This window comes from Curtobacterium sp. 9128 (assembly GCF_007673775.1).
In the GTDB taxonomy this organism is placed as follows: Bacteria; Actinomycetota; Actinomycetes; order Actinomycetales; family Microbacteriaceae; genus Curtobacterium.
The window spans coordinates 335088-347199 of sequence record NZ_VEAF01000004.1; the positions used below are offsets into that span (position 1 = coordinate 335088).

Here is a 12112-nt window from a genome sequence, read left to right on the forward strand (position 1 = left end):
GAGTGAACCGCTCCGCCCCGAGTGAACCGCTCCACCCACAGACGAGGAACCACCGCAGCATGACCGAGTTCGACACCCGCGCCATCCACGCCGGCCAGGAGCCCGACGGGCCGACCGGCGCCGTCATCCCGCCGCTCCACCTGACGTCGACGTACGTGCAGGACGGCATCGGCCAGATGCGGAACGGCTACGAGTACTCCCGCTCGGGCAACCCGACCAGGGACTCGCTCCAGACGCTGCTCGCCGACCTCGACGGTGGCGTCGCGGCGTACTCGTTCTCGTCCGGGCTCGCGGCCGAGGACGCCCTCCTCCGCGCGACCCTGCGACCGGGTGCCCGTGTCGTGATGGGCAACGACGTCTACGGCGGCACGCACCGTCTGGTCAGCCGGCTGCACGTGCCGTGGGGCGTCGACCTCGTCGTCGTCGACATGAGCGACCTCGACCGGGTCCGCGCCGCACTGCAGGACGCGCCGGAGCCGACCGTGCTGTGGGTCGAGACGCCGACCAACCCGCTCATGAAGATCGCCGACGTCGAGGCCCTGGCCGCCGTCGGGCACGATGCCGGGGCCCTCGTCGTCGTGGACAACACCTTCGCGTCCCCGGCCCTCCAGCAGCCACTCGCGCTCGGCGCGGACGTCGTGGCGTACTCGACGACGAAGTACCTCGGGGGCCACTCCGACGTCGTCGGCGGCGCGGTCGTCCTCGCCGACCAGGAGCTCGCCGACCAGGTGCAGTTCCTGCAGTTCGGCGCCGGAGCCATCTCTTCGCCGTTCGACGCGTGGCTGACGATCCGCGGCATCAAGACGCTCGCGGTCCGCATGGAACGGCACTCGCAGAACGCCCAGGCCGTCGCCGAGGCGCTCGTCGGACACCCGGCGGTCGAGCGGGTCTTCTACCCGGGACTCCCGGACCACCCCGGTCACGACGTGGCGGCGCGGCAGATGCGCGGCTTCGGCGGCATGCTGTCCGTGGCGCTCGCCGGCGGCCCGGACGCGGCCCGGAGCTTCGCGGAGTCGACCGAGGTCTTCGCACTCGCGGAGTCCCTCGGCGGGGTGGAGTCGCTGATCGGGTACCCGAGCGAGATGACCCACGCCTCCGTCAAGGGCACCGAGCTCGCCGTCCCGGAGAACGTGGTGCGGCTGTCGGTCGGGATCGAGGACGCCCGTGACCTGGTCGACGACGTCACCCAGGCGCTCCGCCGTTAGCCTGATGCGGTGACCGCGACGACGCCGAGGACGACCCTGTTCAGCACGGGGTACGCCCTCCCGACGGTCGGCATGGTCGCGATCGTGGCGGTCGCCGCGTTCCAGAACCTGGCGATGACGACGATCATGCCGGAGATCAGCCGTGACCTGCACGGCGAGACGCTGTACTCGCTGAGCTTCGCGGCACCGCTCGCCGCGGGGGTGCCGGGGATGGTCCTCGCGGGGAACTGGTCCGACCGTGCCGGCGGCCGGGTGGTGGCCTGGGTGTCCGCGGCGCTGTTCGCCCTCGGCACGGCGATCGTGATGGTCGCACCGACGATGCCGGTCTTCCTCGCGGGACGACTCGTCGAGGGGTTCGGCGCCGGTGCGATCGACGTGGTCCTGTACGTGCTCGTCGCCCGGATCTTCCCGGTCGAGCTGCACGGGCCGGTCTTCGCCGGGTTCGCCGCCGCGTGGGTCGTCCCGGCGCTGGTCGGCCCGGCGCTCGCGGGCCTCGTCACCGAGGCGTTCGGCTGGCACTGGGTCTTCGCCGGGGCGCTCGTGATCGCGGTCGTCGCGTTCACCCTGCTCGTCCCCACGCTCGCTCGGCTCCACCCGCCGGCACCGTCGCTCCGGCCACCGTGGCAGCGCGCCCGGATCGCCTGGTCGGTCGGTGCCGCCGTCGCGGTGCTGCTGCTCAACGTCGCCCCGGACCTGCCGGTCGCGCTCCGGGTCGGCGCCGTGGTGGTCGGGCTCGTCGGCGCGTGGTTCGCGCTGCGGCCGCTGCTGCCGCGTCGGACGCTGACCGCGGCCCCCGGACTGCCCTCGGTGGTGCTGCTCCGCGGGGTCCTCGCGGCGGGGTTCTTCGGTGCCGAGGCGTACGTGCCGTTCCTGCTGCAGGCGCAGCACGGGCTGTCGCCGTCCGCCGCCGGGCTGGCACTGACGGTCGCCGCGCTCAGCTGGGCGGGTGCGAGCTGGGTGCACGGCCGACTGGGCGAGCGCCTGACCGCCGCGACCGCGTTCGGCTGTGGGCTCGGACTGGTCCTGGTCAGCCTGGTGACCGCGTTCGCCGTGGCGACGTGGGACCTGCCGGTCTGGGTGCTGGTCGCCGGGTGGTTCGTCGGCGGCGCCGGGATGGGGGCGGCGTACCCGCGGACCTCGATGCTGACGCTCCGGTTCTCCCGCGAGGGGGACGACGGCTTCGCCAGTTCCGCCCTGACGATCGCGGACGCTTCCGGCAGCGTGGTGGGGCTCGCCGTCGCCGGGCTGCTGTTCACCGCGACCGGCGGCCGGCACGACGCCGTGGCGTTCGCGAGCGTCTTCGCCGCCATGACGCTCATCGCCCTCGTCGGGATCCCGGCGGTGCGGCGGCTCGGTCCGGTGCCGTCGTCGTCGGCGCCCTCGTCTCCGGTGCCGTCGTCTCCGGGGCCGGAGAACGGGTAGCGTGACAGGCCGACGTCGAGGAGGAACCGTGCGCCGCATCCTGGCCGCCGCCGCAGTCGCGGTGAGTGCCGTCGCCGTGATCGCCGGCTGCAGCGGGACGACCTCGGTCGCGCCGACGCCGGTGCAGAGCACGGACCTGACGAGCTCCGACGGTGGGTTCGACCAGCACGCGGTGATCGGCGTCGTCCTGCTCCCCGTCGACGGGAGCTCGTCGAGCGGGGAGGCACTGCCGGACCGCTTCCGCACGGCGTTGACCGAGGCGGGCTTCCGCCCGGACGTCCGCGTCGCCGACACGAACGACCCGGCGGGCTCGCAGCGGTCGGCCGTGCACGACCTCGTGCGCACCGGGGCGAAGGCGCTGCTCGTCGCGGCCGACGACCCCGCGTCGCTGACCGGCGAGCTGCAGACGGCGCACGACGCCGGGGTGGTGGTCGTCGGGCTCGGGGACCAGCTCCCCGCGAACGGCACCGGTGGAGACGGCGTCTCCGCCGACTACCGCGTCGCGACGACCGGATCCGACGCCGACCTCGTGCACCGTGCCGTCGCCGCGGTCACGTCCCTGCAGCGCGGCGAGAAGCCCGACGGCGACTGAACGCCACTGCCGCGGGTGTCAGCTCCACCAGGCGGGGAACGACAGCGTGATGGTGTCGACCAGGGCCTTCCGGGACCGCCGCGGTCCGGCGAGCCACGCCTCGATCGCCCCGACGAAGCCCTGCGCGACGAAGCCGGCGGCGACGTCGTCGACGAGCTCCGGCCGGGTGTCCGGGTCGAGGTCGCGGATGTGCTGTGCACTGGACACCGTGAAGTGCTCGACGAGCAGGCGGTGCAGCGACGCGTCCTCCGGGTCGGGCAGCGCCCTGCTGTAGATGTCCCGGTGCAGGACGACGTGCTCGACGACCGCGTTGATGCCGCGGCGGGTGATCGCCGTGAACTCGTCCCGCCCAGCGCCCCGTTCGGCGGCCGTGCGCCGCGCCTCGGCGTCGTCGTCGCGGATGCGGTCGAGTTCCGGGGTCAGCACGTCCGCCAGGAGCGACCCGGGCGACACCGCGTGCGAGTAGAACGTGGCCCGGTTGATGCCGGCCGCGCGGGTGACGTCCGCCACGGTGATCCGCGACACCGGTCGGTCGGCCGCCAGTCGGAGGATCGCATCGCGCAGCGCTGCTGTGGTGTGCAGGATCCGAGCGTCCACCATGACGCCAACCCCCTCGTGCCGGTACTGGTCCGCCCGGATGCCCCCGAGCCCTCCGACGGTACCGCAGGACCGACCGGGGGAGCGCTGCCGGGCCGGGGACACGCGGCACGACCACGGCACGGGTGTCGCGGCGGCCGCCGTCGGCCCTAGGATGGTTCCGCGGACGAATCGATTCGATCGACGCTCGTGTCCCGCTCCTCCACCGCCCCTCATCGTCGAAGGACTCCGCCGTGACCGCGCCCGCGACCACCGGTTCGCTCACCGTCATCCTGCATCCGGGGGACTCCCTCTCCCGTGCCCAACGGCTCGTCTACGTGTTCGTGCTCGGTGCGCTGACGGCGCTCGGACCCTTCACCATCGACCTGTACCTGCCGGCGTTCCCGTCCTTGAAGGAACAGTTCGGCGTCACCGACGGCGCGGTGCAGTTGACCCTGACCGCGACGACGCTCGGCTTCGCCGTCGGCCAGCTGCTGGTCGGACCGTGGAGCGACAAGGTCGGCCGCCGACTCCCGCTGATCGTCGCGACCACCGTGCACATCGCCGCCTCGATCGGGGCGTCGCTGGCTCCGGACATCGAGCTGCTCGCCGTCTTCCGCGTGCTCCAGGGCATGGGTGCCGCGGCCGGCGGCGTCGTCGCGATGGCGACGGTGCGGGACCTGTTCGGCGGGAAGCCGTTGGTCCGGATGCTGTCGCGCCTGGCGATGGTGAACGGGCTCGCGCCCATCCTCGCGCCGCTCATCGGTTCCCAGATGCTGCGGGTCGTCAGCTGGCGTGGGATCTTCGTGTTCCTCGCCTGCTACGGGTTGGCGGTCGTGATCGCCTCGATCCTGCTCATCGTCGAGACGCTGCCGCCCGCTCGCCGACAGGAGGCCGGTCACTCGACGATGCGGCAGCGGTACCGGGCGCTGTTCCGCGACCGCATCTTCGTCGGGGTCGCGCTCATCGGTGCGATGGTCTTCAGCGGGCTCTTCTCGTACCTCAGCGCGTCACCGTTCCTGTTCCAGGACGTCTTCGGGCTGAACGCCCAGCAGTACGGGCTGCTCTTCGCGGTGAACTCGATCGGGGTCGTGCTCGGAGTACAGATCTCCTCGCGGGTCGCGCAACGGGTCGGACCGCAGTGGATCCTGGCGTGCTCGACGGCCACGCTGTTCCTCGCCTCGACCGCGATCATCGTGCTCGACCTGCTCGGCGCCGGACTCGTCGGCGTGCTGATCCCGCTCTGGTTCTTCATCGCGGCCTGCGGCTTCTCGTTCCCGCTCGTCCAGGTGATCGGCCTGGCTGCGCACGGCAAGGAGGCCGGGACGGCGGCGTCGGTGCTCGGGGCGCTGAACTTCGGCGTCGCCGGCCTGGTCTCGCCGATCGTCGGGTGGCTCGGCATCTCGCACGCGGCCCCGATGGCCGCGGTGATGGCGTGCACGTCGGCGGTCGCGATCGTGCTCCTCTGGACCGTCGTGCGACCGCGGACGGTGCCGGCGCTCTCGCACTGAGGCCGCTCGGTCGCCCGCCGCGGGCCTGCCGATCGCCGCGTCCGAACGACGGCGTCCACGTCGTACGACGACGATCTCGTCGTTCGGCGTCGAGGTCCTGCCGGGGCCGTTCCGCGGTGGCCCGCGCGTCCCTAGGCTGTGCGCATGAGCGACGTGGTGGAGCAGGCACGGGCCGCGGCTGCGGCCGCCCGGGCAGCGGCGGACGAGGCACGGCGCCTGGCGGACGAAGCAGCGGCGCGCGCCGAGGAACTCGCGCGGGCGCTCGAGGCGGCTGCGCCCGCGGCGGCGGCCGGCGGGTCCACGGACGGCACCGGCCAGGAGGCCCGTCCCGCCCCCACCGCCGACGTCACGGAGCCCGGTGGGGCGGCTCCGGAGCCCGCTGCAGCCGGACCGCAGGCCGACCCGGTGACGGGCACCGAGCCTCCCGGCAGTGCCGCGGTGACCGCCGGACCGCTCGGCGACGCCGCCGTCGCCGCGATCCGGGACGGCTACGCCGTCGCCGGCAGCGCCCTGGAACTCGGCGCCCTCGTCAACGGCGACGCGCGACCCGACGTACAGGTGCGCATCCCGCTCGGCATGCTGAACCGGCACGGACTGGTCGCCGGCGCGACCGGCACCGGCAAGACGCGCACGCTCCAGGTCCTCGCCGAACAGGTCGCGGCGAACGGTGTCCCGGTGTTCGCCGCCGACGTCAAGGGCGACCTGTCCGGTCTGGCGATACCGGGGGAGGGCAACGAGAAGCTGCTGGCCCGTACCCGCGGCATCGGTCAGGAGTGGCTGCCGGTGGCGAGCGAGGCGGAGCTGTTCTCGCTCGGGGGCCACGGCACCGGGATCCCGATCCGGGCGACGGTCTCCGGCTTCGGCCCACTGCTGCTCGCGAAGGTGCTCGGCCTCAACGCGACCCAGGAGTCCTCGCTCGGGCTCGTGTTCCACCACGCCGAGCGCGCCGGGCTGCCGCTCGTCGACCTGACCGACCTGCGGAGCGTCCTGACGTTCCTGGTCAGCGACGAGGGCAAGGCGGAGCTGGCCGACCTCGGCGGGCTGTCGAAGCAGACCGCGGGGGTGATCCTCCGTGAGCTCATCACCTTCGCCGACCAGGGCGCCGACGCGTTCTTCGGGGAGCCGGAGATCGACACCCGGGTGTTCCTCCGGACCGCCGCCGACGGTCGCGGCATCGTCAGCCTGCTCGAGGTACCCGGCGTGCAGGACCAGCCCGCGGTCTACTCGACCTTCCTGATGTGGCTGCTCGCCGACCTGTTCAACGAGCTCCCCGAGGTCGGCGACCAGGACAAGCCGAAGCTGGTGTTCTTCTTCGACGAGGCCCACCTGCTCTTCAGTGGCGCGTCGAAGGACTTCCTCGAGCAGATCGTCCGCACCGTGCGACTCATCCGGTCGAAGGGCGTCGGCATCTTCTTCGTCACGCAGACACCGAAGGACGTGCCGAACGACGTGCTCGCGCAGCTCGGGTCGCGCATCCAGCACCAGCTCCGCGCGCACACCCCGGACGACGCCAAGGCCCTCCGCGCCACCGTGTCGACGTACCCGACGAGCGAGTACGACCTCGGCGAGGTCCTCACCTCGCTCGCGACGGGCGAGGCCGTGGTCACGGTGATGAACGAGAAGGGCGCGCCGACGCCGGTTGCGTGGACGCGGCTCCGTGCGCCGCAGGGATCGATGGACCCCATGCCGTCGCCCGAGATGGAGGCGCGGGTCGCCGCGTCCCCGCTCCTCGCCGCCTACGGGACCCCCGTCGACCCCGACTCAGCGCACGAGATGCTGGCGCGGCGGATGGAGGCGGCCGCCGCACAGGCAGCGGCGGCCGAGGCGCAGGAGGAAGCGGCCGCCGCTGCCGCCGAGGCCGAGCAGGAGTCCGCACGCGCCGCGGCCGCGGCCGCGAAGGAGGCGGCAGCGCAGGCCAAGCAGGAAGAACGGGAGCGGGCTGCGGCACAGCGGGAGTACGAGCGGACGCAGCGGGAGTTCGAGCGGGCGGAGCGTGCGGCGCAGGCGAAGCGGTCGCGGACGTCGTCGCGGACCTCGTCGTCGCGGACCTCGACCACGCGTCGGGCGGACGACCCGCTGTCGGACATCCTGGGCAGCGGCCTCGGGCGGACGATCGCGAAGGAAGTGGTGCAGGGCATCTTCTCGACGCTGCGGCGCCGGCGGTAGCGGTCCGGGGGACGTCCCGGTCAGCGGCGGTGGTGACGTCGTCCCGCTGCATGGCGGTCCGGCCTCACGGCGAGGTCAGCAGGGTCGGCGTCAGCGGCGTCGGCGTCAGTGTCGTCGGCGTCCGGCCGGGTAGCGGCGCGCGAACTCGCGCGCCGGCAGCGGTCGGCCGAGCTCGGTGACCTGCACGCCGAGGCCGTCCACGACCTGGTCGATGCCGGCGTCACCCCACACGTCGGCGCGCATCCGGAAGAGGTGCTGCCCCGCGGCGTCGAGGGCGATCAGCTCCCGGGTGGTCCGGTCGACCGACCCGCCGAACGTGGTCGCGAGCACGACGGCGTCCACCGAGGCGACGTCGACCGTGCGGCTCGGGGTGAGGACACCACGCACCGTGACGCGGTCCTCGCTGAGCCCGACGAAGGCCGCGCGGAGGCGGGCGAAGAGGATCCCGACGAGCACCGCGAGGACGACGACCAGGGTGGCCACGGCGGCCCAGAGCCGCAGGGGGAACGAGACCCACAGCAACGCGACCGCCAGCGGGACGGCGGAGAACACGATGCTCAGCGCGGTGGAGCGCACGAGTGCCGGGCGCGGCCGGATGACGACGTCGTACACCGCGTCGTCCGTGATCGCCGTCGCCGGCGCCGTCGTGTCCCCCACGGCTGATCTCCTCGTCCCCACGGCGCACCCGTCCCTCGGGCGTGCCGTGCGGTCAGCATAGGGGACCCGCGGGTATCGGAGACGAGTCTGTCCACTCTCGGAGCGATCCCATGGGCTGCGGGGTTCGGACCGGTCCACACGATGGGGGACCGGGGAGCTGCAGGCTGTCGATCCGGCCCGGGAACGGCGAAGGCGCACGGTCCGTGTGGACTCGTGCGCCTCGTCGTGGTGCGCGCTCGCGCTGCACCCGTTCCTGCTGGTGATGGCGGAGAATGGGGGATTCGAACCCCCGAGGGCTTGCACCCAACACGCTTTCCAAGCGTGCGCCATAGGCCACTAGGCGAATTCTCCTGGCGCCATCTCGCGATGACGACACCCCATGGTACAGGTCTTCCGGGGTGTGCATGACCACGACCCTCCACAGCCCCGTCCTCCCAGAGGTCGTGCCGAGTCCGGCGACTAGCCTGGGACCGTGTCGACCCGCATCTACATCACGTCAGCAGAAGGACACACGGGCAAGAGCACGGTGGCGCTCGGTGTCCTCGAGACCCTCGCCCGCACCGTCGGACGCGTCGGCGTGTTCCGGCCCGTCGCGCGCAGCGTGGACGAACCCGACTACGTCCTCGAGCTGCTCCTGCAGCACACCGCCGCTGGCCAGTCCTACGAGGACGCCATCGGGGTCACCTACGACGACGTGCACGCCGACCCGGACGCCGCGCTCGGCACGATCGTCAACCGGTTCGCGCAGGTCGAGCGGCAGTGCGACGCCGTCGTGGTCCTCGGCTCCGACTACACCGACGTCGGCAGCCCGACCGAGCTCTCGTTCAACGCCAAGGTCGCCACGAACCTCGCCGCGCCGGTGCTCCTGGTGCTCGGCGGACGCGATGCGGCGGAGCGCGGGGTGCGCACGCCGGCCGACATGGCGCAGGTCGCCGACGTCACCACGAGCGAACTCCGCGCCGCACACGCGCAGCTGCTCGGCGTGGTCGTGAACCGAGCCGATCCCGACGCCCTCGACGCCATCTGCGACAGCGTCGCCCGGGCGGTCCACGACGACCACCCAGACGTCCCGGTGTGGGCCATCCCCGAGGACACCGTGCTCGTCGCGCCGACCGTGCGTGCGCTGCTCGCGGCCACCGGCGCCACCCTGGTCCGCGGTGACGACGCACTCCTCGACCGTGAGGCCCTCGGAACCGTCGTGGCCGGCATGAGCATGGAGAACGTGCTCCCGCGCCTCATCGAAGGCGGCATCGTCGTCGTGCCGGGTGACCGCAGCGACGTCCTCATCGCGACGCTCCTCGCGAACCAGTCGGACACCTTCCCGAGCCTCGCCGGCGTGATCCTCAACGGCGGGTTCGAAACGGCGCCGCAGATCACACGTCTGCTCGAGGGGCTCTCGAGCTCGCTCCCGATCGCCACGAACGACCTCGGTACCTACGACACGGCGCTCCGCATCACCCAGACCCGCGGGCGCCTCGCAGCGGACTCCCCGCGCAAGGCCGACCTCGCCCTGGCCCTGTTCGAGCGGCACGTACAGGCCGACGAACTCCTGGCGCGCCTGCAGGTCACCCCGTCCGGCGTGGTCACCCCGCTGATGTTCGAGCACGGTCTGCTCGACCGGGCGCGCGAGTACGGCAAGCGCATCGTGCTGCCGGAGGGTGACGACGACCGCATCCTCCGCGCCGCATCGACGCTCCTGCAGCGGCAGGTCTGTGCGCTGACGATCCTCGGCGACCCGACGGCCATCCGCGCCCGCGCGACCGAACTCGGCCTCGACCTCGACGGCGCGCAGCTCGTGTCGCCGTTCGACCCGGAGCTCCGGGAGCGTTTCGCCGAGGAGTACACGAAGCTCCGAGCGCACAAGGGGATGAGCATCGAGCTCGCCCGCGACACCGTCACCGACGTGTCCTACTTCGGCACGCTCATGGTCCAGCTCGGTCTGGCGGACGGCATGGTCTCCGGGGCGAAGCACACCACCGCGCACACCATCCGGCCGTCGTTCGAGATCATCAAGACGCGCCCGGACACGTCCATCGTGTCGAGCGTCTTCCTGATGGCCCTGGCCGACCGCGTGCTCGTCTACGGCGACTGCGCGGTGATCCCGGACCCGTCGAGCGAACAGCTCGCGGACATCGCGATCTCCTCCGCCGAGACCGCGACGCAGTTCGGCATCGAGCCCCGCGTGGCGATGCTCAGCTACTCCACCGGCGACAGCGGTTCCGGCGCCGACGTCGACAAGGTGCGCGCCGGCACCGCGTTCGTCCGGGAGCGCCGCCCCGACCTGCTCGTCGAGGGCCCGATCCAGTACGACGCCGCCGCCGACCCCACGGTCGCGAGCACGAAGATGCCCGACTCGCCGGTCGCCGGCCACGCGACGGTGTTCATTTTCCCGGACCTCAACACCGGCAACAACACGTACAAGGCGGTGCAGCGCTCCGCCGGCGCCGTCGCGATCGGACCGGTCCTGCAGGGGCTCCGCAAGCCGATCAACGACCTCTCCCGCGGGGCGCTGGTCAGCGACATCGTCAACACGGTCGCGATCACCGCGATCCAGGCGGGCACGGCGGCGCAGACCGACGCAGCTGCGCCGACCGGCCACGCGCCGACCGCGGCCTGACCACCCGACCCGTCCCGAGCCTCCCGTCCCGCCACCTCCTGAAAGTGAGCCACCAGTGACCGCTGCCCTCGTCGTGAACTCCGGTTCGAGTTCGTTCAAGTACCAGCTGATCGAGCTCGACGGTGAACGGACGCTCGCGTCCGGACTGGTCGAGCGCATCGGTGAGTCGACGGGCTCGTGGAAGCACACGAACGCGCTGTCGGGGGAGTCGTCCTCGAACGACTCCGCTCCGGTCCCCGACCACGCCGCCGGCTTCCAGGCGATGCTCGACGCGTTCGCGAAGGTCGGGCCGTCGTTCGACGAGCACCCGCCGGCGGTCGTGGGACACCGGGTGGTCCACGGCGGGACGACCTTCGACCGCGCCACCGTCGTCACCGACGAGGTGGAACGTCAGATCGAGGAGCTCTCCAGCCTGGCGCCGCTGCACAACCCGGCCAACCTCGAGGGCATCCGGGCGGCGAAGCAGGTCTTCTCCGACGTCCCGCACGTCGCCGTGTTCGACACCGCGTTCCACCAGACGATGCCGCCGCACGCGTACACGTACGCGATCCCGGCTGACCTCGCCGCGAAGTACGCCATCCGCCGCTACGGCATGCACGGCACCAGCCACAAGTACGTCTCCGAGCAGACAGCGGTGTTCCTGGACCGGCCGCTGTCCGAGCTAAAGACGATCGTGCTCCACCTCGGCAACGGAGCCTCGGCCGCCGCGATCGACGGCGGTCGGTCCATCGAGACGTCGATGGGACTCACGCCACTCGAGGGGCTGGTCATGGGGACGCGCTCCGGCGACCTCGACCCAGCCGTCCTCATCCAGCTGCACCGCGAGGCCGGGCTCTCCTTCGACGACCTCGACGACATGCTCAACAAACGCTCCGGTCTGCTCGGGCTGACCGGCAACGGGGACATGCGTGACGTCCAGGCGGCGGCGATCGACGGGGACGAGACCGCCGAGGCGGCGCTCGCCGTCTACCGGCACCGGATCCGTCGGTACGTCGGCGCGTACACCGCGCAGCTCGGAGGCCTCGACGCCGTCGTGTTCACGGCGGGGGTCGGGGAGAACAACGCGCTGCTCCGCCGTCGCGTGCTCGCCGGACTCGAGCACCTCGGCATCGAGGTCGACGACGATCGGAACGAGCTGCACTCCAAGGAGGCACGGCTCATCTCCACGGACGGCTCCCGTGTGGCGGTGCTCGTCATCCCCACGAACGAGGAGCTCGAGATCGCCCGCCAGTCGGCGGCGGTCGCGCTGTAGTCGCTCTGCCGTCGTGCCGTCGTGCCGTCGTGCCGTCGTGCCGTCGGGCCGTCGGGCCGTCGTGCGGTCGCGCGACGGTCCGGCTGACGCGTTCGGGTGAGCGCGTTCAGCCGG

The 12112-nt window shown here is 72.3% G+C and carries 9 protein-coding genes and 1 tRNA gene; 7 read left to right on the top strand and 3 right to left on the bottom strand.

Features of this window, described 5'->3' with window-relative positions; translation table 11 throughout:
- Positions 1 to 2: 2 nt before the first annotated feature.
- Genes FS641_RS10490 through FS641_RS10500 form a run of 3 tightly spaced genes read left to right on the top strand, consistent with a single transcriptional unit; the run spans position 3 to position 3219 of the window.
- A complete protein-coding gene (locus tag FS641_RS10490; RefSeq protein ID WP_260855781.1) occupies positions 3 to 1205 on the top strand; it encodes a cystathionine gamma-synthase in 1203 nt (400 codons plus the stop codon).
- Between the two features lie 9 nt (positions 1206 to 1214).
- The gene (locus tag FS641_RS10495; protein WP_144763493.1) at positions 1215 to 2627 is read left to right on the top strand and encodes an MFS transporter; all 1413 of its coding nucleotides are present in this window, start codon (positions 1215 to 1217) and stop codon (positions 2625 to 2627) included.
- A gap of 28 nt (positions 2628 to 2655) precedes the next feature.
- Positions 2656 to 3219 (top strand): hypothetical protein, encoded by a 564-nt coding sequence (locus FS641_RS10500; RefSeq protein ID WP_186317696.1) that lies wholly within the window; start codon positions 2656 to 2658, stop codon positions 3217 to 3219.
- An 18-nt stretch (positions 3220 to 3237) separates the two neighbouring features.
- Here FS641_RS10500 and FS641_RS10505 read toward each other — a convergent pair whose 3' ends face one another.
- Positions 3238 to 3819, bottom strand: coding sequence for a TetR/AcrR family transcriptional regulator (locus FS641_RS10505; protein ID WP_186317697.1), 582 nt, complete (start codon positions 3817 to 3819; stop codon positions 3238 to 3240).
- A 230-nt stretch (positions 3820 to 4049) separates the two neighbouring features.
- Here FS641_RS10505 and FS641_RS10510 point away from each other — a divergent pair, with 230 nt between their 5' ends.
- Positions 4050 to 5306, top strand: coding sequence for a multidrug effflux MFS transporter (locus FS641_RS10510; RefSeq protein ID WP_144763499.1), 1257 nt, complete (start codon positions 4050 to 4052; stop codon positions 5304 to 5306).
- Between the two features lie 144 nt (positions 5307 to 5450).
- Entirely contained in the window at positions 5451 to 7472 is a 2022-nt protein-coding gene (locus FS641_RS10515) for a helicase HerA-like domain-containing protein (RefSeq protein WP_144763501.1), read from the top strand.
- A 105-nt stretch (positions 7473 to 7577) separates the two neighbouring features.
- Here the strand turns inward: FS641_RS10515 and FS641_RS10520 are convergent, their stop codons facing one another.
- On the bottom strand, positions 7578 to 8129 hold the full coding sequence (locus tag FS641_RS10520; protein ID WP_144763503.1) for a hypothetical protein: 552 nt from the start codon (positions 8127 to 8129) through the stop codon (positions 7578 to 7580).
- Between the two features lie 263 nt (positions 8130 to 8392).
- Positions 8393 to 8480, bottom strand: a tRNA-Ser gene (locus FS641_RS10525).
- Positions 8481 to 8601: 121 nt separating this feature from the next.
- Here FS641_RS10525 and pta point away from each other — a divergent pair.
- Positions 8602 to 10746 carry a phosphate acetyltransferase gene (gene pta, locus FS641_RS10530; RefSeq protein ID WP_144763505.1) on the top strand — a complete coding sequence of 715 codons (2145 nt, stop codon included), beginning with the start codon at positions 8602 to 8604 and terminating at the stop codon, positions 10744 to 10746.
- 55 nt (positions 10747 to 10801) lie between these two features.
- Complete coding sequence (locus FS641_RS10535; RefSeq protein ID WP_144763507.1) at positions 10802 to 11998, top strand: acetate/propionate family kinase; 1197 nt, start codon at positions 10802 to 10804, stop codon at positions 11996 to 11998.
- Positions 11999 to 12112: the final 114 nt, after the last annotated feature.

Coding starts and splice junctions, on each gene's coding strand:
- FS641_RS10515 (WP_144763501.1), top strand. CDS start 5,451: ATGAGCGACGTGGTGGAGCAGGCACGGGCCGCGGCTGCGGCCGCCCGG.
- FS641_RS10505 (WP_186317697.1), bottom strand. CDS start 3,819: ATGGTGGACGCTCGGATCCTGCACACCACAGCAGCGCTGCGCGATGCG.